Source organism: Streptomyces sp. NPDC002643 (assembly GCF_053592555.1).
In genome coordinates, this window is record NZ_JBSFVY010000038.1 from 14451 (window position 1) to 35709 (window position 21259).

Consider the following 21259-nt stretch of genomic DNA (forward strand, 5'->3'; position numbering starts at 1 on the left):
CGGTCCGGGGGTCAGACGACCGGTGAGGCGGTGAACAGAACCGGGCTGCGGTAGCTCTTGCCGTCGCCGGACCAGTCCAGCTGGATGTAGCCGTCGGCGAGGTAACGGCCCGTTCCCGCCGGGTACGTGAGGGTGCCGGTGGAGTAGGACCCGTTGCCGTTGCCGCTGCTGTGTTCGAGCGCGTGCTCAAGTCCGGTGTAGGCGCCGGACTTCACGATCGGGTCCGTGCCGCTGACACTGCGCTTGGTCTGGAGTTGGAACTTGGCCTTGTTGAAGGTGTAGGTGCTGTGCTGGCTGGCCGCGTAGGGGCCGTCCCAGTACACGGTGGCGGTGGTGTAGATGGTGCCGCCGGAGCGCATGGCGCACAGCGTCACGTCCAGGTCCCAGTTGTCGGAGTCGGGTCCGTTGTACGACGGGTCGTCGACGGAGTGGCTGCTGGTCGTGCAGTGGTAGCTGGCGGCGGACGCCGGAGTGGCGGTGGCCAGGGCTGCAGTGCTGGCGAGCGCGGTGAGAACGACGGCGGCGGAGGTGGAGCGCTTCAGGGCGCGCAATTTCGGGGCCTTTCGGTGGTGCGGGGTTACCGGCTGCACGTGGTGGTGTGGCCGTGCAGCGGGGTGTTGAGGTCGCTGGGGGTGGTTCTGCGGCGGACGATGTGACCGGCGGCGAGGTGGCGTCGGCAGATGGTCAGGACGGGTGGTCCTTCGGGCAGCCGCTCGGGGTGGCAGTCCGTGTCCGTCGGGGGCCCGTCCGCGACGGGCAGGAGGTGGTAGGCGTCGTGCACGGCGGCTGCGGCCTGGAACAGCCGGGTATGCGCGGTGGCCAGATGGCGACCGGCGGCGGGATGTGGCGGCCGGGAGGTCTCGGCGAGCTGGTCGAGCAGCTGGTGCAGTGCGGTCAGATGCGCGTGCAGGACGTCGAGGTGCACGCGGTCCGCAGGTGAGGAGACCGGCTCCGTGCGGGGGGTGAGGGTGCGGGCGTGGTGGCGGATGCCGGCGCTGGCGGCCCGCAGATACGGGTACGCGTCGCCGACCGGGAGGGCAGAGGTCAAAAGGGGAAGAGTTCCTTCCTGCCGTGGCGGCAGGACGTCGGCGGGTGCCGGAGCGGGACTACAGGGCCGTGCGGGCAAGGGGGAGGGCGCCGAGCGTGAAGGCGGCGGGCTGCTGGTAGAGGAGCCGGCGCAGGTCGACCTGGGCGGTGACGGCGGCGGTCTCGATCTGCGCACACGCGGCATCGAGCAGGGTGTCGGTCTCGGCGGACACGGTGAGCAGACCGGTCAGGGCCACATCGGCGTGCCCGGCGATCAGCTGGCGTTCGCGGACCTTCACGTCGGCGTACTCAACGGAATCGGCTTCGGAGTCGACCTGCCCACGGCGGGAACGCTCGGTGGCATCCGCGATGATCGCCGCCTTCGTGCGCTGCACGTCACGCAGCGCGGACTCGATCCCCTGCGGCACGTAGATGAGGGAGAGGGTGCGGCGGACCCCGGCGGTGAACATCACGGGGTGGAGGAACCCGGCGCTGGTTTCGGTGCGGGGCCAGTCCTCGACCCAGTAGGTGGCGTGCCGGGCGGTGTCGGTGGCGAGCCGGTCGTACTCCTCGACCTGGACCACGGGCCCGGCGGCGGCCGGATCGGCCTCGGCCCGACCGGAGGCGGACCACTGCTGCAGCGCGGACAGCGCGCTGGGGTCGTAGGCGGTGCGGATGACGGCGGCGATCTCGCGGGCCGTGAGCCAGCCGGTCACCATCAGTCCGGCACTGCGCGCGGCCTGTGCGACCGATGCCGTGGTCTGCTCCATCACGGTGAACGCGCCAGGCAGCCCGCCGCCGGCCTGGGAGATCAATCGCTTGGCGGCCTTGAGGTCGAGGGAGATCGCCAGGTACGTCTCGTGCGGAGCCGCAGCAGGGCCTGCGGAGGCGACCAGGTCGCCGTAGATCTGTCCGGCGACCGGGGCGTCGGGGCGGCCCCGTCGGGTCCAGTGGCGGGCGAGGGTGTCGCCGGAGTCCGGGACGGTGCGTTCCAGGACCTGCACGGTGGCGACATGCCCGGTCCGGGCGACACTGGCCAGGGCCCGGCCCCAGCTGCTCACGTTGTGGTTCTGGGCGGCTGGGTCAAGGAGCGCGAAGGCGCGTGAGGAGACGCGCGCTATGGCGGTCAGGCTCTGCTGATGCGGGTCATGCACGGCGGCGCCGCCGTTGGCGGAGTCGCCTGGGGTGACGACGCGCAGGGAGGCGGCGGTGCCCGGCAGGTGCAGGATGCCGTCCTGGCGGGGCCGGGTGACCGGCCGGGCCAGCCACAGACTCTGGCCGGTACGCCGCCGCTGGGCGAAGCGCCAGACGATCGGCGCCCAGTCGATCAGAGAGCGGCCGTGCCGGCGGACGGCGACCAGGGCGATGACCGAGGCCCACAGCGGGGCCAGGGCGAGGGCGCCGAGCAGCCCGGTGGACACCACGGTGACCAGGAGCAGCGCCAACGCGCCAGAGGTGAGGACCAGTTGGGGCAGGGACAGGCCGAGCAGGATGCCGCGCCTGGACCGGTGGGGGAATTTGACGGTGAGCGGGGTGACGGTGAGATCAGACAAGGGCCGCTTTCGGTGGTGCGCGGGGGCGGTGGCCAGGGCGGCACGCGGCGAGGACGTACGCGGCGTGTGCCGCCCCGGAGTCGGGCAAGGTCACAGACCGGTGGGCGGCAGCGTTCCGGTTGCGCTGGCGGTGCCGGTCGGGTTCGGCGGGGGCGGGGCACCCTGCGGCGGAGGAGCCGAGGTGCCGACGCCGGGCTGTGACATGAAGCCGCTGCCTCCGGAGGGCGATCCCGAAGGGCCGCCCTGTCCGTGGGCACCGCCGATCTGACCACTGGTGTCGTCACGGGGGCTGGTCGGCGGGGGCTGAACAGCCTTGTCCAGACTGCTCTTGATCCCCTCGTTGCCGGCTGACGGCGCGCTCGGGCTCACGCCTTCACTGCTGGTGTCCGGCGTGGGGTGGGCGGCGATGTCGCCGGGGAAGCCGCCCGGAACCGATTCCGGTCCCTGAGGAGCGGCGCCCGCTCCGGCCGCGGCTCCGCCGGTGGCGACCGCGGCGGCGGCCTTGCGCCCGGCACGCTCGGCATGCTGGCGGGCGATCTGCGCGCCCGCGCCGCCGGAGCGGTGCAGCGTTTCCGCATCGGAGCCTTCGGACGCGGCCCAGTGCACGAATTTGAACGTCGCGTACGGGCACAACAACACCAAGGCCATGATGACGATGCCGGCCATGACGTCGGCGAGAGCGGCGATGCCGTCTTCGGCTTCGGTCTTGCCCATCGCCGAGATGCCGAGAACGAAGATCACGGTCATCAACAGCTTGCTGACCACGAGGGTGGCGGTGGCTTCGATCCAGCCCTTGCGCCAGCGCCGGGCGGCCTCCCAGCCGCCGCCGGCCCCGGCGAACACGGCGAGGGTCACCATGACGAGGATGCCGACCTTGCGGGCCACCATCACGCACCAGTAGAGGATGGCGCCGATCGCGGCGCCGACACCGGCGAAGACAGCGACCAGCCAGCCCAGTGCCTCAAGACCTGGAATCTGGGAGACCTTCACGATGCGCCGCACCGCCGTGGCGATGTCGAGGTTGGCGGCTTTGAAGAGTCCGTCGGACAGGGCGTCGACGACTTCGATGGCGACGGTGGTGAAGGCGATCGCTGTGAAGGCGAAGAGCACGCCGGTGGCGGTGCCGGTGAATGCCTGGTTTAGTGCCTGGCCGTCGCGGCGGATCGCGGCGCGTACGAGCTGGGCGCAGAACGTGGCGACGAGGCAGATCAGGCCGATCGGCAGGATCATCTCGTAGTTGTCGCGGAACCACCCGGCATTGAGGTCGACCTTGGTGGTGGTGTTGACCGCCTCGGCAGCCAAGTCGGCTGCGGCTGCGGCGAGTTCGCCTGCGCTCTTGGCCATCCAGTTTCCGATGGCCCCGCCGGGGTCGGAGGCGAAGTCCACGGCGTCGCCGACGGCACAGAGCTGGGACGCGACGGGAAGGTCGCAGAAGCCCAAAGGGGAGTCCCTCCTTTCTCAGGTGGTCTTGAGACGTCAGGGCACGACGCTCGGGGCGATGGAGACCAGAGAGCAGTTCGCGTTGGGGCGGCACTGCACGGCGAGGGTGATCGAGCGGTCCTCGGCTCCGGCCCCGCCCTTCTTCCAGGCGATCTGCTGCGTGCCGGTGACGGTGACGGCGTAGATGTACGCCTTGGTGATCGCCGATGGATCGTCCGCCAGGGCCTGCTTGAACGCGGCGGGGTAGTGGGCCTCGGTGACGGTGGTGGTGGCGTACTGCTTCTGGTCGGCCATCCGCGACCACAGCACCGGATCCGGCACCTGCGCGGCGATCGAGGACCAGTCCGCGTACTTGGTCTCCGACGTCAGCCACGCCCGCATCCCGGCGAGCTGCTCATCGCGGCTGGTGGTGCGGGTGTCGTACGACCACAGCATTGCGGCGGCGGCCTTGGCGAACGCCACGGGGTCGGCGACCGGCGGCGGCGTCGCCACCGAACCGGCTCCGGCCGACGCTGTCGGGCCGGCGGATGAAGAGGTGCTGCTGCCCGGCCCGGACGACGGGACGGTGGCCCGGCTGTCGCCGGTGCTGGTGCGGCCGGTGAACAGGGCGATGGCGGCAGCGAGGGCCAGCAGGACGGCGAGGCTGGCCGCGATGACCGTGACGCGCTGCCGGGTGGACCAGCCGAGGCCGTAGCGGGACAGGGAGGGGAATAGTTTCTTCATCAGTGGACTTGCGACCCCAGGGCGGAGAAGAAGGCCACGATGCCGTTGGCGGCGCCGAGACCGAGGGCGGCGCCCGCCGCGACGACGGCGCCCTTCTTGCCGTTGGCCTCGGCCTGGTGGCCGCCGGTGTGGTGGCCCCAGGCCCACACGCCCAGGGAGACGGCGAGCGCGCCGACCACCGCGACGATCGCGAACAGGTTGATCGAGTTGACCACGTTCTTCAGTACGGCCAGGCCGGGCAGACCGCCGCCGGAGGGCGTGATGCCGGGGTCGTAGGCCAGGTAATGGACGGTTTCGAGCAGGGGCAAAGAGGCTCCTTGCGCGCGCCGAAGCCCGGCGCGCGGGAATCACAGAAGAAGGGGAGGGAGGCGAGTGCCTGGAAAAGGGCGAAGGTCGACGGCGGGCCGGGAGGCGCGGTGTGCACGAGAACACGGCTGGTACCGCGGTGAGGCTCAGGCGAGGCCGGGACTCGGGCGGTGCCGCTGGCGACAGTGCTCCGGCTCGGAGTCCGAACTGGCGGCCGGGGCACGCTACTTCGGGATCGACGGGGTGGGCGCGCCGTTGGTGCCGTACGGGTTGGCGCACTTGTAGATCACATAGCCGCGCAGCTTCTTGCCGTCGGACTTACGGGTCACGGTGCCCCGGGTCCACCAGGTCTTGGTGGCCTTCCGGTAGACCCACTGGTCGTAGGTGATCTTGTCGCCTCGGTAGGCGACGCCGACGGTGGTGGCTGTCGTCGAGGGCGACTTGCGGACCTTGACCGCGCTGCACGAGATCTTGGTGGTGTCGGTGTCGTACGCCTGCGCGGTGGAGGCGGTGGCCACGCCACCGGCGGCGACGGCCAGACCCAGAGAGGCTGCCGTGAGGGCACGTTGGGCTCGGTGACGGGATATCAAAGAGGTGCTCCGTGGTGTCAGGGGAAAGAAGGCGAGCAGGACGCTGGGTCCTGCGGGCCCCGTCCGCGGGGGGCGGGCGGGGCCCCGGTCAGGAGTGGTGAGCTCGGGCTGCCGGGCCCGGAACGGGGATCAGATGACGCGGCGCGCGGCGAGGATGTCCCAGTCCGCGAGAGGTGTGATTCGAACTGGTTTTCCAGTTCGTGGTGCCTCGATCGCGAGTCCCGAGCCGATGTACATGCCGACGTGTTCGGGGCGGGCGGCGCTGCCGCGGGAGAAGATCAGGTCACCCGGCTGAAGATGTTCGGGAGACGCGGCCTTGCCCTCGTTGACCTGTGTGTAGGTGGTGCGGGTGAGGGTGACGCCGGCGTGCTTGTACGCCTGCTGGGTCAGTGAGCTGCAGTCGCAGCGGCCCATCGGGTCGGGGCCGTGCGGCGCGGTGCAGGTGCCGCCCCACTGGTACATCGTGCCGAGCTGCGCCATTGCCCAGGCGATGGCCTTGCGGGCCTTGGGATCGGCGTCTTTGGGTATCGAGTAGCCCTTCGGAACGGACCCTTCCGGGATGGTGCCGTACCCGGAGCCGTCCTCCGTCGCCGCGCAGGAGGTGGTGCTGGAGGCGGTGTCCATCTCGCTGGTGTCCTGGTCGGTGTCGGGGAACGTCGCGGCTATCGCCTTCTGCAGGGCGGTCGCCAGGTCCTCCCAGTCGGCGTAGGCGTCGGGGTATGCCGAGCGCTGGACCGCCTGGGCGGCCTGGGTGACGGTCAGCTGCTGCCAGCCGTCGACCGCGAGCAGGTGCTTGTAGAACTGGGTGGAGGCGTAGACGGGGTCGCGGATCTGAGTGGCGGTGCCCCAGCCCTGGCTCGGCCGTTGCTGGAAGAGCCCGAGGCTTTCGCGGTCGCCGGAGCTGAGGTTGCGCAGCCGCGATTCCTGCATCGCGGTGGCGAGCGCGATGATCTGCCCCTTCTTCGGCACGTTCAGGCTGATCCCGGTGGCCACGATGGTGCGGGCGTTGGGGATCTGTTCCTCGGGCAGGGACAGGCCCTCGACGTGGACGGTCTTGGCGTCCGCGCCGTTGAGGATCTTGGTGACCTGCTCGACGACCGTGTCGGTGTCGATGTCGTCCACGCATGTGAGGGAGGAGTAGGTGCTCTGGGCGGCCTCGCTGCTGGTGGCCATCAGCATGGCCGTGCCGGCGAGGAGGAGAGGGGAGAGGACGAAGACGCCGATGCCGGCGGCTACGCCCTTCAACCGGGGATGCCTCCGGGCAGGCGGTCACCGGCCGCACGCCGGTGCGCGGGCAGGTGTGAGCGGAGCGGTGTCATGGCGAGGTCCTTGGTGAAGTCCCGGCGGCGCGTGCGGTGTTGAGGAAAGGGCGCGACGGCCGGGTGGTGGGTGAATCGGGGCCCGGGCGCACGGGTGCGAGTTGCCGCTCGCACTGGCACGGGGGCGGGTCAGGTGTGCCAGGACATGGGGGTACCTCCATGAGGGCAGGGGTGGGGATGTGCCATCGGCTGTGTCGGCCGGGCAGTTCCAAAACAGTAAGGGCGGATCCCCGGTTGCCGAAATCGTTGGTGATCAAGGCTTGATTTCGGGGTTTTTGGCGGCGATAGCGCTCAACCGGGGATCGTGCCCTACAGTTTTGGCTCCTCCCCTCGTCCCTCCCGCTGCGCGGACACGCGGCGCCTTCCTGCCCGCATTCGGTCCCGCGGATTATCCGGGAGAGCTGGAGGATCTCTCCCTCATCTCACCCGACCCGAATTGGGGTATCTCTTTGCCTTTTTCCCTGCATCAGGGCGACGCGCTCGGCGTCCTCGCCCAACTGCCGGACGACTGTGTCGACTCCGTCATCACCGACCCGCCGTACAACTCGGGCGGGCGCACGGCCAAGGAGCGCACCTCCCGCAGCGCGAAGCAGAAGTACACCTCCGCCGACGCCGGTCACGAGCTGCCGGACTTCACCGGCGAGAACATGGACCAGCGCTCCTACGGTTTCTGGCTGACCCAGATCATGACCGAGGCGCACCGGCTCACCAAGGTCGGCGGCACGGCGCTGCTGTTCACCGATTGGCGGCAGCTGCCGATCACCACGGACGCCATCCAGGCCGCTGGCTGGCTGTGGCGAGGCGTGCTGGCCTGGCACAAGCCGCAGGCCCGCCCCCAGAAGGGGCGCTTCACCCAGAACTGCGAGTTCATCGTCTGGGCGTCCAACGGACCGATCGACGCCGCCCTCAATCCCGTCTACTTGCCCGGTTTGTACAGCGCCTCGCAGCCGTCGGGCAAGAGCAGGCAGCACATCACGCAGAAGCCGGTCTCGGTCATGCGGGAGCTGGTGCAGATCTCCCCGCCGGACGGCACGGTGCTCGACTTCACCTGCGGCTCGGGCTCGACAGGGGTCGCGGCCCTGCTGGAGGGCCGCTCGTTCATCGGTGTCGAGAAGACCCGGCACTACGCGAAGATCGCAAATGAGCGGCTATTGGAGACGATGCAACAGACCCTCTCCCAGGACGACTTGACCCTCACGTCCTGATCCCCGTCGTGCAATGTGGAACAGCCGGTGGGGTGTGGCCCGCCACGCCCTGGCCGTGCCGCGCTTGGCGTTATAGCAGCCATGTCCCGGTTACCGAAACCGGGGATTCTCTGGATGGTTTGAGTCGCAATTCATGCCCGACGGATGCGGCTCAAGGAGGCCCCTTTTCGTGCCTGAATCCATAAACCCCCTACAGGACGGGGAGACGGAACCGGTCCGGCTTCCGGACTCCGACCTGGAGAGTGTTTCGGCGAGCGTCCGCAAACTGCTGGAGCAGTCCGCGGAACAGGCCCGCCAGCTCGACAGCCTCGCTTCCGCACCGCTGCCCCCGGACACGGCGTTCGGCGCCTTCGGCATGCCGGGTTTCGCGGGCCTGGCGCCGCAGCCCGCGCTGCCGGAGCCCCGCCCGATCCTGGAGCTGGAGGGCGAGGAGTACGAGGATGAACTCGACGCGCTGTCCGACTGGGTGGACGACTTCTTGGTCCGGGTCTACGGGGCGGAGGTCACCACCGCCGCCCCGTGGTGCCAGCAGTGGCAGGAACACGACGACGTCGTCGCCTGGCTCCACGCCCTGTGGTTGGCCTACCAGCAGCACAAGGACCCCGAGGCGGGCCTGTCCGGCCTGTTCGTGTGGCACCGCGATTTCCTCACCCACGCCATGGCCGCCGTCCGGGCGGCCGGCGGGCCGCTGTCGGCGTGCATGACCGATCCGGACCGGCCCGCCCACCGCCTGCTGCCCGGCCCGCGGTCCTCCAGCCGGACCACCGCCGCCACCGAACAGCCCGAGGACTCGGAGGGGCTGGCGGGGAACGGCGAGTCCGGCCGGGTGGCCGGATGAGCGGTCAGGACCGGCCGGCCTTCGGGCTTTCCTTCGACCCGCGCGCCCTGACCGACCTGCTCCAGGCCCCCGGCGACATCCGCGACCTGGCACTCGCCCAGCTCCAGGACGTCGTCACCGCCCGCCTGTTCGGCGCCAAGCTCACCCGTGATCTCGCCGGATGCCGCAAGGTCTACGTTGATCACCGCAACGCGTGGCGCATCGTCTACGCCCAGCGGCCTGCGCCCGCCACCTCCACGTACACCACCGAGATCCATGTCGTGGCCGTCCGTCCGCGGGAGGCGCACGACGTGTACGACACTGCCCGCGCCCGCCTCGGCATCACGAGGCGACCCCTGGGCGAGCGTACCCACGCGGCCCGCACCCGCTCCCCGCAGCTGGGCGTCCGCCCGCCCGTTCCCAAGCCCGGACCGCCGCCCTACGCGCTGCCCGGCCTTCCCCGCCCCGCACTGTCCCCGACCCTGAAGGGCCCCGTTCGTTGACGCAGTTCCCCAGCCTGATCGACCAGGTCGCCGCCGCCGTACTGGCGTCGGCCCAGGTCACCGAGAACCCGCACCACCGCGCCATCGTCGATGTGTTCGCCGAGATCCAGGACCTCGACCGGCAGCTCGCCGACCTGGCCGGCACCGAACGTCCCGCCGACGTCACCGCGACCGAGCGGCTCGATGCGCTCACCGACCTGCTGGTCGAACGCATGGCGGCCGGAGCCGAGTTGAGCGCGCTGCTGTCCGCCACCTGCTGCTGCGCGGCCACGTACGAGCCCGGACCACAGGGCGAGTACGAGCCGGCGGACGGCGAAGAGCTTGACGGTGAACCGGACCTCGATCCTGACGTCGAGGGCTTCGACGACTTTGGCTTCGAGGAGCCGGAGGCTCCCGACGACCTCGACGATCTGGACGGCCTCGACGGCTACGACGATGTCGATGACCGCCACGAAGACACGTGTGAGGAGTTCCTGACCTGCCCGAGCCGGCCGTGGACGATCGTCCACGCCTGCCTCGACATCTTCGATGCCCTGGGCGCGGCCCAGTACATCAGCACCACAGAGCTCCTCGCGCGCCTGCGTGACCTGCCCGGCGAGGCCGAGGGACGCTGGCGCTACGCCGACCTCACCCCGGTCCGTCTCGCCTTGCTCCTGCGCTCCTACGGCGTTCAGGCCCGCAAACCGCGCAACGCCGACGGCAGCCGCTACCGGGCCTACCGGCGCGACGACCTGCTGGCCGCCCGCCCGGACTGCTCCTGCTGACCCACCCCGCCATCGCGCACACCCGCGAGGTGACGGCGGCGGACGGGGACCTGGTTGCCGCCTTCCACGCACAGTGCTCCTCGGAGAATCTGCTGCGCCGTTGGGGCCGCATGCGCCTCACGCCCCGTGACCTGGCCCGGCTGCTCGCCCAGGCGCGGTGCTGGATCGGACTCGACGCGGACGAGCGGCCCCTGGCCCTCGTCTGCGTCGGACCCGTCAGCCGTCAGCCGGGCGTCTTCGACCTCGGGCTGCAGGTCGCCGACGATCACCGGCGCCGCGGCATCGGAACGGCGATGGCCCGGCACGCGGCCCGGATGGCCCGCACGCGCGGGGCGCACACCCTCACCGCGTTCACGCACGCGTCCAACACGCCGATGCTCCGGCTGCTGGAGCGCCTTGGGCCCACCCGGCACACCCACGACGGCCTTTACGTCGAGGTCCGCGTCGCCCTGGACGCCTACGCCCCGCACACCCGCGAGCCCACACGGACCGCTCCGACGTGACCACACCTCCCGCGTCCTTGCCCGACCGCCGCCCGCGCACCGTGTTCGACCGCCGGATCGAGACAGTCGCAGGGTGCAGCGTCGAGGCGCTGTGGAGGCACCGCATCGCCGGTCTCCTCGACACCCCGCACGCGGCCTTGGCGGACGCCCACCGCGAACTCGTCCGGGCCGAGCGGGACGTCACCTTCCACCGCGCCCGTCTCGCCCGCCTGGCCTCCGGGGAATTCCCGGTCGAACAGGCCCTGTTCGCGCGGATCGAGCGCACCGTCGACCAGCTCGCGCACGCCATCGACGCGCGCGACGCCCGGCAGGCCACGGTTGTCGCCGCGCTTGAGCCGATCGAAGCTGCCGCCCCGCCGCGTACGCCACAGCACGTGGCGGCAAAGGATGTCGCGGCCCTGCTCGCCATCGCCCAGGGCGCCAAGCTGCACGAGAACCTGATCACCCACCGGCTCGCCGTGGCGACGCCCTCGCGCACCCGCATCTCCTACGCCCAGTTGCAGCACCTGGAGGCGAGCGGCCTCGTGGAGCGGGACACCTCCCACCCGGTGCACGCCGGCCAGCCCGTCACCCTCACCGACGTCGGCCGGGCCGCTCTCACTGTCCCGCGTCCCGCGGGCCCGCCCGGTACCACGGCGCCGCCCCGGCCGACGGCCTCTCCGTCTCCCGTGCACCCGCGGCGCTGAACCGGTCAACCCTCCCCGACTGCGGCGCTGTTGGTGCCGCCGAACCGAAAGCACCGATGCCCACCCACCCACCGGATTTCCGCCTCGACGGCTACAGCGCCCTCAACGACCATGTCGACGACCAGTTCTGGCAGCACATCGGCATCGAGGAGGACCAGCTCACCGTCCTGGCCGAGCACCACACCAGCGACGACCGGAACAGCTTCTACGTGCTGCACAACGGCGCCGTCACCTGGGGCATCCCGGGTGAGCCCCAACTCGTCGCCCTCCACCTGAAGCGCGACACCAACACGCGGACCTTCCAGTTCGACCACGCCGCCTTCGCTCTGCCCGTGATGGCCCAGTCCTGGCTGATCGCCCGCGGCTGCCCCGAGGAGCAGATCCTCCTCCCCGACGGTACAGGCAGCACGCCTGCCGACCAGGCCACCCGCGCCCTGGAGCAGCGACTGCGCCGCGACGGCGACCATTTCGCCCTGCTGACCAGCTACACGCACGACACCGAGCCGATGGAGATCACCGTGCTGCTGCGCGCCCTCGACGAGAAGGCGCCGCTGCCGTTCCGGATCCTGCTCGAAGAGGTCAACACCCAGTCGTGGACGCACACCCTGCGCGAGGGCGGCTTCGCCACCTTCGAGGCCGCCACCCGCTGGTGCGAGGCGCACTGGAGCGGCGAGGCGATCCCGCTGCCGACCGCCTCCCCGGCAGCACGCCACACCACTGCCCCAGGCGTCCCCGCTCCGCCCGCGCGCCCCGCTCCGCGCCGTCCGGGCCGCTGAATTCAGGGCTCGCTGGCCCAGCTCCCGCCATACCTGCGCGGTGAAAATCCGGCGGCCTTCGGGGAGGCGGCGCGGAATGTAGCACGCAATCCCCGGTTACCGAAACCGGGAATTCTCCGGACTCTTGTTCTCGGCCGCACGGCATCCGCCCACGGTCATTCCTCCCGTATGCCCTCTCATCGATATGGAGTTCAATTCCTCATGCGCTCAACCCGCATAGCCGTCTCCGCGGCCCTGCTCGGTGCCCTCGCACTGCCGCTGGCCTCCGCCGCCACCGCGAGCGCCGCACCCGCCCTGGCTCCCGTCTCCGTGACCGACCCGACCTGCAGCGCGTCGGGGCCGTGGACGCTCACGACCAAGGCCGTCAACATCCGTGCCAAGGCATCCGCCAACTCCAAGGTGCTCGGGATTCTGTACCGGGGCCACAAGTTCACCGTGCACAAGACCAGCGGCAAGTGGCGCTACATCACCGACAAGACCACCGGCGTCACGGGCTGGGTTTCCGCCAAGTACGTCTATCGTCCGGTCGGCATGTGCCTGGACTAACAGGCCGACACTCAATTCCCCCGCGCGGCATGCGAGTTCGAGGATTCACCTTCGTACGGACCGAATTCGCGGCGCGCGATTTCCCGCCCCCGAGAACGCGAATGATAGGAGCCAATTTTCGTGCCTGAGTTCAGCCAGGACGTGCTGGGCGTCGTCGCCGAGCGGATCGAAGACCGCTTTCAGATGCCGCTCGCCGATCTGCGCCGGGCAGTCGCGGCGACACCCCAGGCCAACCCCGATGCCACCAGCGTCGTGCACTGGTACGACCTGCTCGCCGAATCCCAGGACGCACTCGACACCGCGGAGGACGCGCTCGTCGCGGCGCTCGGCACCCAGCCGGGCGAACTCGACGACGCCGCCATGGAGTTGGCCCACCGGGTCAACGCCGCGGTCGCCGCCCGGGACGGGCGCGCCATGGTCGTGGACTACCTCCTCGACCCCCTCGCCCCCGGCAAGCGCGGACCCGGCGCCTGGCGTGGCGCCACCCCTGCCGCGCGCCGCGCTCCCGCCTTGCCCACCTCCGCGCCCACACCGCCCGGCACGCGGGGCATCCCCGCGCGAGGGGTGACGCGATGAGCGTCATCGACAAGTCCACCAGCCGCGACGCCGCGCTTGAGGAGGCATTCGGCGCATCCGTCGCCGACCTGTATGCGCAGGCGGCCCGCTTCGAGACGGATGCCGCACTGCAGCGCGCGCTGGAACTGCGCAGCTTCCTCGCCGTCGCCGAGGAACAGGTCGTCCGCGTACGGGACCGTGTCCGCGCCGCGATGTCCGCCGATCGCAACCTGGGCGAGCTGTCCGCCGAGGACCTGCGCTGGGACGCCCAGTGGCTGGAAGCGGCGCTGGCCGGCCGCAACGGGTACGTCGCCGCCCTCGACGACCTCCTGCGGACCATGCCCGCTCCCGGCCAGCGCCCGCGCCGGCCCGTGCAGTTCGCCCAGCCGAAGATCACCGTCACTGCCCCGCCCGCCGCCGGTGCCGGGGCGGTGCGGACCAGCCGCCTCTGAAAGTCCGCCGATTGTCCCAGCCTGACACGGCTCACCCGGTCTCCGAGATCATCGCCCAGCGCATCGAGGCGCTGTTCGGGCAGCCGATCACCGAACTCGAAGCCCTCGCCGACCACGCTCCCGATGCCACCCTGCTCGCCGCGCTCACCGGCGGCCACAGCGACCTGGTCCTCGCCGAACGCACCATCGCCTTCCAGCTGGCGAGGCTGCGCGAACTCACCGCCCCCGACCGGGAGATCGGCCGCTTCGCCGCCGGTCACATCCTCGACTGCGCCCGCCGCATCGCCGAGGCCGTCGCCACCCGCGACGCCTGCGCCAAGAACACCGGCGCGGTCCTGGCAGGACTGCGCCGCGCACCGGCCCCGGACCCCGAAACCTGCGATGCCACCCGCACCTGCCGCCCCGGCGCCCGCCCCGTCCCGCACCCGCTGATCTGCCCCGCACCGCTTGAGGAGCACCATCCTTGGCCACCACCGTTCAGCCCTCCGTCCCCCCGAACGACCTCGCCAGTGTCACCAAGACGTTGGATCTGCTCGCCCCTCGCTGGAGCGTGTGGGTGCTGATGACCCTCTCCTCCCAGCCGCTGCGCTACGCCGAGATCAAGCCCAAGCTGCCGTGGCTCGCCGACGGCCAGCTCCACCCCCGGCTGCGCCACCTCACCAGCGCCGGCGTCGTCGAACGCACCGAGTACGCCCCGCGCCACGTCACCTACGGCCTGACCCGCCGTGGCACGGAGCTGCTGCCCGTCCTGGCCCAGGTCGCTTCCTGGGGCGACACCCATCTGGAGAAGCAGCTCGTCACCGGCAAGGCCACCGGCGCGCTGGAGCCCGAGCGGATCCCCCCGGCCCAGAACATCGACGACACCATCGTCCTGGTCTCTCCGCGCCACGCCACCCCGATCCTGATGACCCTCATGTCCCGGGGCCGTGCGAGCGCCAAGACCCTGGCCGCCGAGGCCATGCCCGGCTACGGACTGAACACCGTCTACAAGCCGCTGGACCGCTTGGTCGCCGACGGCCTCGTCACAGCCGTCGGCAGGGGCGACTTTCAGCTGTCCGCCAGCGGCCAGGCACTCGCCCCCGTCTTCAAGGCCATCACCGCCTGGGCAGCTCGCCCACCCGCCGAGACCGACCCGCTTCGCCGGCGAGAAAGTGTCCCATCCCGGATCCGCTCCGGCCCGTGGGCGACCACCCCGGCCCGCCTTCCGACACCCGCCGTTCCGGCCGCACCGTCTCCCGCCCCGGCCATGGCCACCACGCCCCCGGCTGGCCCGGCGTGGAAACCCGGCGACCTCTTCTCCCACCAGATACCCGCCCGCCCCGTCACCCCGGCAGGAGGCCCCCGCCGATGACCGCCTCCCCGCCCGCCCGCATCCTGTGCGAACGCCGCGCGATCCAGACCCTGACCCTGCCGGCCCTGATCCGCCTGGTCACCGAGATCGACGACAACGGCCCCATCAGCCAGAAGCGCGGCAGCCTGCAGGGCGCCCTCGGCGATCTCGCCACCGGACAACTGCGCCACGCCATCGACACCGCACGTGCCCTCGGCCTCATCCACGCCCGCGGACACGCCACGGTCCGCTACCAGCTCACCGCGAGCGGCCAGGACCTCGCCGAGGTGTACGACACCGCCGCCCGCTGGGCCCGCGCCCATCAACTGCCGGGCCCGGCCAGTGACTTCGTCACGCGTATCCAGTACGCCTTCCAGACTCAGGACGACAGCCCGGAGCGCACCGGCGCGGCATTGGACCCGGAGGCCCCGTGGGCGGCACTGTCCGCCTGGCTCACGGCGCACCCGCGCGTCCTGCGCCAGGACACCGCCCGCTCCCTGAACTCGGCGCAGGAATCGGGGCGCGCTGCGTGAGGTCCTGTGTCGGACCCCGGCATGCCCGTCGGCCGGTTCCCACGCTGCTGCGCGGCATCTACCTGCCGCGCAGCACGGATGCCGCCGCGTTCGCCATGGCCACCTACGGCATCCCGTTGCTGGTGCTGGCCACCACCCGCTCCGCTGCCCTGACTGGTCTCGCGTTCGTACTGGAATGGGTGCCGCGCCTGGGCGCGTTCGCCTTCGCCGGGGCGCTGGTCGACCGCCACGGCGCGACCGCTGTGCTCCGTACCGCCTCCGCCGGCCGGGCCTTGGTCGTCCTGGCCGCCGCGGTCATCCTGCCGACGCATGCCGCGGGTTACGGCGCGACGGTCACTGTCATGCTGCTCGCCGCGCTGACCGGAATCCTCAGCGAATGCTCCTACATCGCGGCCGAGACTGCGGGCGGGGCAGCCGGCCGTGCAGCCGGCGCCCGCGCGCACCGCGTGCAGTCGGCGCTGCTGGGCATCGACCAGGTTGCCACCCTGTTGGGCCCGGCACTGGCCGGGCTGCTGTTGGAATGGGCCGACGCCGCCGCGCTGCTGGGCGTGATCGCCGTTTTCTCGCTGCTCACCAGCGTGCTGGCACCTCGCGAGAGCCACCGGGCCAAGCCCGCCGCGCCGCTGCCTGTCGTCCAGGGGCTGCGCACCGGATGGTCGGTCCTGCGGGCGCTGCCGGCCCTTGGCTGGCTGGTGGCCGGGCTGACCGTGTCCAACTTGGCCGTCGGTCTGCTGCAGGCCGCCACTCCGGTGATCATCGTCCAACAGCTCGGACGCTCCACGGCCGATGTGGGGCTGATCTGGTCGGCCGCCGCTGTCGCCACCCTCATCGCGGTCGTCGTCTGCCGCCGCGCCATTGACCGCTTCGGCCTGTGGCCGGTCGGCGCCGTGTCCGCCACAATCGCCGCCGCGGCGTGCCTGGCCGTCTCCTTCGCCGGCACCTACCACGCCTATCTCGCCCTGATCGCCGTCCTCATGGCCGGCGAGGGCGGCATGACGGTCGTGCTGCGCACCGTGCGCTCCCGCCTCATCCCCGCCGACGTGTTCGGCGCCGCCCTGTCGCTGACCATCCTGCTGCTCCTTGTGCCCTTCCCCCTTGCCGGTGTTCTGGTCGCCACCGTGCCGCCCGCCCAGCTCGGCCACCTGATCACCCTGTGCGCCGCACTGCAGGCCCTGGGTCTTACCGCTGCATTCGCCCGGCTGCGCACCGCCCCCGCCCTGCGCACCTGATGCGTCTGACCCGCCCGGTCACATCCAAATCACCCCTCGGAGACCGCCGCCATGCCCACGTCCCGCACCCTTGCCACCCCCTACGCCCGGCCGGTGGACCGGCCGTCGTTGCGGGCGGGTGCGCGCCCGACGCTGACCGACCGCTTCCTGGCCTTCGACGCCGAGCACCCCTACGTCTACCGCGTGCTGGAGCGCCTGACGGCCGACGGGATCGCCGCCGGCGCCACCCGGGTCGGGCTGAAGGCGCTGTTCGAGGACCTGCGCTGGCAGCTGCCGGTGGGCGTGCGCGGACTCAACAACTTCCTCACCGCCCTGTACGCCCGCAAGTTGATCGAGGACCACCCCCAGTGGGCGTCCGCCTTCGAGCTGCGCCGACGCCGCACCCCCTGACCCACACGCCGTGCCTCAACTCGCCGTCCCCACCGCACTGTTTGGAGCCCTTGCTTGTCTTCTCGCCCCGTCGTCCTGGTCGTGGCCGCCGCCGACATGGAAGCCCAGGCGTATCGCGGCACCTGCCTTGAGAGCGTCGCCGCCCACTACGACATCGTCCTTGTCTCCGGCGCCGCACCGACCTGGGAGAAGGAGTTCCTCCTCGACCACGAGGTCGCCGATCTTGCCGACCAGACCGCGCTGAACGAGGCCGGGCGCGCGCTCGCCGAGCGGCACACACTGGCCGGGGTGATGACGTGGACCGAGTGGCACCTCGTCCCCGTCGCCCGGCTCGCCCGCCAGCTGGGCCTGCCCACCACGGCCCCCGAGGCACTTCAGGGCTGCCGCAACAAGCACACCAGCCGCAGCCTGTTCGCCCGCCACGGGGTGCCCTCCGCCACCTCGGCGGGCGTGCGCACCGAGCACGAGGCACAGGCTGCGGCCCTGCGTATCGGCTTCCCCGTCGTCCTCAAGCCCGCCGCGCACGCCGCGAGCATGGGCGTCGTCCGCGTCGACACCGCCGACCAGTTGCCGGCCGCGTACGCCGTCGCCGCCCAGACCGCCGGCCACGGTGTGGAGAGCACCCAGGTGCTGGTCGAGGAGTACCTCGACGGCCCGGAGCTGAGCGTCGAGTGCGTCACCCATCAGGGGCAGAGCACCGTCGTCGCCGTCACCCGCAAGACCGTCGGCTGCGCGCCCCACTTCGAGGAACTGGCGCACGTGGTCGACGCCGGCGACCCGCTCCGTGCCGTCGTGGCCCCGGCCGCCGTCGCCGCGCTCGACGCCCTCGGCGTCACCGACGGCGTCAGCCACGTCGAACTCCGGCTGGTCGACGGCCGCCCCCGGCTCATCGAGGTCAACGCTCGGATCGCCGGCGACATGATCAGCCACCTCGTCCACCTGGCCACCGGCGTCGACCTCGCCCGTGTGGCCGCCGACATCGCCTGCGGACGCACCCCTGACCTCACCCCCACCCGCCACCAGGCCGCGGCGATCCGCTTCCTCTACCCCGCCTACTCCGGCACCCTCACCACCTGCCGCATGAGGGAACCCGTCGCGGGCGTGGAGCGCGTGCGCTTCCAACGACAGGCCGGCGACCAGCTCGTGCTCCCGCAGGACGGCGGCGACCTGTTCACCGCCCGCATCGGCTACCTGATCACCACCGGGCCGACCGCCACCATCGCCCAGGCCCGCGCCCAGGAGGCGTATCGCCACCTTGACGTCCGAGTGATGCCGGACGCGCAGACCGCCCCGGCCACCGGGGAGCCCGCGGCGTGAAAGAGACCGTGGCGCCCGAACTGGCGCGCAGCCGCCGGCTGCTGACCGGGTACTTCGCCGGCCTGGGCGTGGTGATGGCCGTCTGGGGCGCACGCATGCCCGCCGTCCAGACCAGCGCCGAGGTGAGCACCGCCGGGCTCGCCCTGGTCCTGCTGGCCGCCGCCCTCGGCATGGTCGCCGGACTGAAGGCGGGCGGACGCCTCGCCCACCCGGCACGCCTCCCCACGCTGCTGACCGGCGGCGCCATCGCGCTCGCCGCCTGCCTCGCCGTCCTGGGCGCCTGCCGCAGCCTGGAAAGCCTCCTGACGGCGGCGTTCGTCTTCGGCGCCGCGCACGGCGTCCTCGACGTCGCCGCCAATGCCGGCGCGGTCCGCTGCCAAGACGCTCACGGACGTCCGGTCATGGCCGGGCTGCACGCGGCGTACAGCCTCGGAGCACTCGCCGGCGCCGCGCTGGCCGCGGCCAGCGCCCACACCTCGCACACCGTCCTGTTCGCCGCCGTCGGGGCCGGCGCCGCCGCGGCGGCAGGGGTAACGGCCCGGCTCACCCGCTCGCTCGCCAGCCCGGAACTCGAGCCCGTCCACCACCGCGCGGCACCGGTCTCGGACCGGCGTGAGGATCTGTTGCGGTCCCGGTTGTGGCTGCTGGGCGCGCTCGCGGCGGCCACCCTGCTTGGTGAAGGTGCCGCCGCCGACTGGGCCTCCGTCCACCTGCACGACCTCGGCGCGACCGCCGCGACCAGCGCGGCAGCTTACGCCGCCTACAGCGGCGCCATGGCCGCAGGCCGTCTCATCGGAGACCGCCTCACCGCCCGCTTCGGGGCTTCCGCCGTCGTGCGCACCGGCGCCACCGTGGCCGCGCTCGGCCTTGCTGCCGGCCTTGCCGGTTCCACCATCACCTTCGCCCTGCTCGGCTGGGCGGCCTTCGGCCTGGGCCTGTCCGTCACCATCCCCAGCCTGATCACCGCCGCCGGCGCCGGAGGCCCGCGCGCGGTCGCCACCGTCGCGGTCACCGGCTATGTCGGCCTGCTCGCCGGCCCCGCCCTCATCGGCGCCCTCGCCACCCTCACCGCCCTGCCGCACGCGCTGCTGCTGCCCGCCCTCCTCGCCGCGGCCGTCGCTGTCCTCGCCCCCAAAGCCCTGGAGAAACACGCCCCTTGACCCGCACCTCCACCTCCCCGACCGGCGTGGACGCCGTGATCCTCGACTACAACGGTGTGATCGGCGTCCAGCCCACCCTCGCCCAGTGGCAGCACCTCGCCCGGCTGGCCGGCTGGCCCGACACCGACCTCGCCTCCCTCCAGGACGCCTTCTGGAACGCCCGCGAACCCTACGACGCCGGACAACTCAGCGACCTCGCGTACTGGGCCAAGGTGCTCGGCTACCACCCCGGCCCGCGACTGCTGCGCGAACTGCGCACGGCCGACACCGCCATGTGGACCCGCACCGACCCCCACGTCCTCGACCTCCTGTACCGCGCCCGGACCGCAGGGCTGCCCATGGTGCTGCTCTCCAACGCCCCGGCCCACCTCAGCAACGTCCTGGACGCCACCGACTGGCGGCGCCACCTGATGGACGACGCCCTGTACTCCGCCCGCCTGGGCCTGTGCAAGCCCGATCCGGCCGCGTACGGACACGCCCTGGCCGCCACCGGCATCGCGGACCCGGGACGCGTCCTGTTCGTGGACGACCGGGCCGACAACTGCCGCGCCGCCCGCCGCCTGGGGCTGCGCACGCTGCACTACACCGGCCGCCCTACCGACCTGCGAACGGCCTTCGCCCTCGCCGTCTGATCCCACGTCCCCTGACCCGCATCCCTCCCTTTCCCAGGATCCTGTGCCACTTCACGACGACACCATCGACGGAGACGTCTACGTCTCCCCACGCCATCTCGCCCGTACCACCGCTGTCGGTGATCCCGGTCTCGACCCGCTGCGCAACCTCGGCTGGGAACTGCACCACGACGACCTCGGCAACGCCTACCTGAACGCCCCGGACCGCAGGGTGCGACTGGGCTATCTTCCCGAAGGTGAGGACGACGGCCTGTGGCGCATCAACGCCTACAAGGACCCCTTCGGCCCGCCCGTGTGGGGCGTCTGCTTCAACGACTCCGTGCCCACGGAGTTCGTGACCGCCTTCACCACCGCGCTCGCCGCCGCGTACGAGCAGGGCCCGGACCGCTACCTCGCCCGGCCGGTCTCCGGGAGCAAGGACCATGACCCGTTCCTCGCCATCGATCCGCTCGTCCACCGCGGCTGGCTGTTCGACCGCCCCCGGCAGGGTGTCTTCGCCGTCCAGTCACCCGACGGGCTCGCCGCCCTGGAGTACACCACCGGCGATCTCGATGCGGGAACCGAGCTGACCACCCGCGACGCCCGCTGGCAGCTGTGGGCCGGCACCTCCCTCAACCGCCCCTTCTGGTACGCCACCTTCAGCACCGACACCCCCGTCACCCTGCTCAAGGCCGTCACCGAGTCCGTCTGCGATCCCGCACCGCTGCCGCGCTGGCGGGAGGACACCTACAGCTACTTCAAGGACCTGGCCCAGCTCACCCCCATCCTCCCGCCGCGCCCGCCGGGTCCGACCCCGCTCGACGTGCAGCGCCTCGCCTCCCGCCGCCCGGCCGCGCTGCCCACGGCCAGCGTCCCGCGCTGGAGCACCACCAGCCGACCGGCCCTGCCCGGCCCCCGCCGCTAA

The 21259-nt window shown here is 71.7% G+C and carries 27 protein-coding genes; 19 read left to right on the top strand and 8 right to left on the bottom strand.

The window, feature by feature from the left end; all coding sequences use genetic code 11:
* Positions 1 to 11: 11 nt before the first annotated feature.
* From ACWD4G_RS38170 to ACWD4G_RS38205, 8 genes are all read right to left on the bottom strand, one after another.
* Positions 12 to 551, bottom strand: a complete 540-nt coding sequence (locus ACWD4G_RS38170; RefSeq protein WP_451301935.1) for a hypothetical protein — start codon at positions 549 to 551, stop codon at positions 12 to 14.
* Between the two features lie 26 nt (positions 552 to 577).
* Positions 578 to 1048: a DUF6238 family protein gene (locus ACWD4G_RS38175; protein ID WP_451301937.1), complete on the bottom strand. Its 471-nt coding sequence runs from the start codon at positions 1046 to 1048 to the stop codon at positions 578 to 580.
* Between the two features lie 58 nt (positions 1049 to 1106).
* Entirely contained in the window at positions 1107 to 2579 is a 1473-nt protein-coding gene (locus ACWD4G_RS38180) for an SCO6880 family protein (RefSeq protein WP_451301939.1), read from the bottom strand.
* Positions 2580 to 2669: 90 nt separating this feature from the next.
* Positions 2670 to 4019 (bottom strand): SCO6881 family protein, encoded by a 1350-nt coding sequence (locus tag ACWD4G_RS38185; protein WP_451301941.1) that lies wholly within the window; start codon positions 4017 to 4019, stop codon positions 2670 to 2672.
* 36 nt (positions 4020 to 4055) lie between these two features.
* Positions 4056 to 4742: a hypothetical protein gene (locus ACWD4G_RS38190; RefSeq protein ID WP_451301943.1), complete on the bottom strand. Its 687-nt coding sequence runs from the start codon at positions 4740 to 4742 to the stop codon at positions 4056 to 4058.
* Positions 4742 to 5050, bottom strand: a complete 309-nt coding sequence (locus ACWD4G_RS38195) for a DUF6112 family protein (RefSeq protein WP_451301945.1) — start codon at positions 5048 to 5050, stop codon at positions 4742 to 4744. Before ACWD4G_RS38195 ends, ACWD4G_RS38190 begins: the two co-directional genes overlap by 1 nt.
* Before the next feature lie 222 nt (positions 5051 to 5272).
* Positions 5273 to 5566 (bottom strand): hypothetical protein, encoded by a 294-nt coding sequence (locus ACWD4G_RS38200; RefSeq protein WP_451301947.1) that lies wholly within the window; start codon positions 5564 to 5566, stop codon positions 5273 to 5275.
* Positions 5567 to 5767: 201 nt separating this feature from the next.
* Positions 5768 to 6883, bottom strand: coding sequence for a C40 family peptidase (locus ACWD4G_RS38205; protein ID WP_451301949.1), 1116 nt, complete (start codon positions 6881 to 6883; stop codon positions 5768 to 5770).
* A gap of 523 nt (positions 6884 to 7406) precedes the next feature.
* Here ACWD4G_RS38205 and ACWD4G_RS38210 point away from each other — a divergent pair.
* The 19 genes from ACWD4G_RS38210 (at position 7407) to ACWD4G_RS38300 (ending at position 21259) form a co-directional block, all read left to right on the top strand.
* Positions 7407 to 8162, top strand: coding sequence for a DNA-methyltransferase (locus ACWD4G_RS38210; RefSeq protein ID WP_451301951.1), 756 nt, complete (start codon positions 7407 to 7409; stop codon positions 8160 to 8162).
* A gap of 169 nt (positions 8163 to 8331) precedes the next feature.
* On the top strand, positions 8332 to 9000 hold the full coding sequence (locus ACWD4G_RS38215) for a DUF4913 domain-containing protein (RefSeq protein ID WP_451301953.1): 669 nt from the start codon (positions 8332 to 8334) through the stop codon (positions 8998 to 9000).
* Positions 8997 to 9482 (top strand): hypothetical protein, encoded by a 486-nt coding sequence (locus ACWD4G_RS38220; protein WP_451301955.1) that lies wholly within the window; start codon positions 8997 to 8999, stop codon positions 9480 to 9482. The genes ACWD4G_RS38215 and ACWD4G_RS38220 overlap by 4 nt, the downstream gene beginning before the upstream one ends.
* Positions 9479 to 10246 carry a DUF3631 domain-containing protein gene (locus ACWD4G_RS38225; protein ID WP_451301957.1) on the top strand — a complete coding sequence of 256 codons (768 nt, stop codon included), beginning with the start codon at positions 9479 to 9481 and terminating at the stop codon, positions 10244 to 10246. The genes ACWD4G_RS38220 and ACWD4G_RS38225 overlap by 4 nt, the downstream gene beginning before the upstream one ends.
* Positions 10247 to 10275: 29 nt before the next feature.
* Entirely contained in the window at positions 10276 to 10749 is a 474-nt protein-coding gene (locus tag ACWD4G_RS38230) for an N-acetyltransferase family protein (protein WP_451301959.1), read from the top strand.
* On the top strand, positions 10746 to 11435 hold the full coding sequence (locus tag ACWD4G_RS38235) for a hypothetical protein (RefSeq protein ID WP_451301961.1): 690 nt from the start codon (positions 10746 to 10748) through the stop codon (positions 11433 to 11435). Before ACWD4G_RS38230 ends, ACWD4G_RS38235 begins: the two co-directional genes overlap by 4 nt.
* 56 nt (positions 11436 to 11491) lie before the next feature.
* Complete coding sequence (locus tag ACWD4G_RS38240; protein WP_451301963.1) at positions 11492 to 12211, top strand: hypothetical protein; 720 nt, start codon at positions 11492 to 11494, stop codon at positions 12209 to 12211.
* 201 nt (positions 12212 to 12412) lie between these two features.
* Positions 12413 to 12757, top strand: a complete 345-nt coding sequence (locus ACWD4G_RS38245; RefSeq protein ID WP_451301965.1) for an SH3 domain-containing protein — start codon at positions 12413 to 12415, stop codon at positions 12755 to 12757.
* A 120-nt stretch (positions 12758 to 12877) separates the two neighbouring features.
* On the top strand, positions 12878 to 13333 hold the full coding sequence (locus ACWD4G_RS38250) for a hypothetical protein (protein ID WP_451301967.1): 456 nt from the start codon (positions 12878 to 12880) through the stop codon (positions 13331 to 13333).
* Positions 13330 to 13764 (top strand): hypothetical protein, encoded by a 435-nt coding sequence (locus ACWD4G_RS38255; protein ID WP_451301969.1) that lies wholly within the window; start codon positions 13330 to 13332, stop codon positions 13762 to 13764. The genes ACWD4G_RS38250 and ACWD4G_RS38255 overlap by 4 nt, the downstream gene beginning before the upstream one ends.
* Positions 13765 to 13775: 11 nt before the next feature.
* A complete protein-coding gene (locus tag ACWD4G_RS38260) occupies positions 13776 to 14327 on the top strand; it encodes a hypothetical protein (RefSeq protein ID WP_451301971.1) in 552 nt (183 codons plus the stop codon).
* Positions 14228 to 15115, top strand: a complete 888-nt coding sequence (locus ACWD4G_RS38265; RefSeq protein WP_451301973.1) for a winged helix-turn-helix transcriptional regulator — start codon at positions 14228 to 14230, stop codon at positions 15113 to 15115. Before ACWD4G_RS38260 ends, ACWD4G_RS38265 begins: the two co-directional genes overlap by 100 nt.
* The gene (locus ACWD4G_RS38270; RefSeq protein WP_451301975.1) at positions 15112 to 15627 is read left to right on the top strand and encodes a hypothetical protein; all 516 of its coding nucleotides are present in this window, start codon (positions 15112 to 15114) and stop codon (positions 15625 to 15627) included. Before ACWD4G_RS38265 ends, ACWD4G_RS38270 begins: the two co-directional genes overlap by 4 nt.
* A complete protein-coding gene (locus ACWD4G_RS38275; protein WP_451301977.1) occupies positions 15624 to 16856 on the top strand; it encodes an MFS transporter in 1233 nt (410 codons plus the stop codon). Before ACWD4G_RS38270 ends, ACWD4G_RS38275 begins: the two co-directional genes overlap by 4 nt.
* A 51-nt stretch (positions 16857 to 16907) precedes the next feature.
* Complete coding sequence (locus tag ACWD4G_RS38280) at positions 16908 to 17246, top strand: hypothetical protein (RefSeq protein ID WP_451301979.1); 339 nt, start codon at positions 16908 to 16910, stop codon at positions 17244 to 17246.
* 96 nt (positions 17247 to 17342) lie between these two features.
* Positions 17343 to 18563 (top strand): ATP-grasp domain-containing protein, encoded by a 1221-nt coding sequence (locus tag ACWD4G_RS38285; protein WP_451302076.1) that lies wholly within the window; start codon positions 17343 to 17345, stop codon positions 18561 to 18563.
* Positions 18564 to 18637: 74 nt separating this feature from the next.
* A complete protein-coding gene (locus tag ACWD4G_RS38290; RefSeq protein ID WP_451302078.1) occupies positions 18638 to 19723 on the top strand; it encodes an MFS transporter in 1086 nt (361 codons plus the stop codon).
* Positions 19720 to 20355, top strand: coding sequence for an HAD family hydrolase (locus tag ACWD4G_RS38295; protein ID WP_451301981.1), 636 nt, complete (start codon positions 19720 to 19722; stop codon positions 20353 to 20355). The genes ACWD4G_RS38290 and ACWD4G_RS38295 overlap by 4 nt, the downstream gene beginning before the upstream one ends.
* A 43-nt stretch (positions 20356 to 20398) precedes the next feature.
* On the top strand, positions 20399 to 21259 hold the full coding sequence (locus ACWD4G_RS38300) for a DUF317 domain-containing protein (protein ID WP_451301983.1): 861 nt from the start codon (positions 20399 to 20401) through the stop codon (positions 21257 to 21259).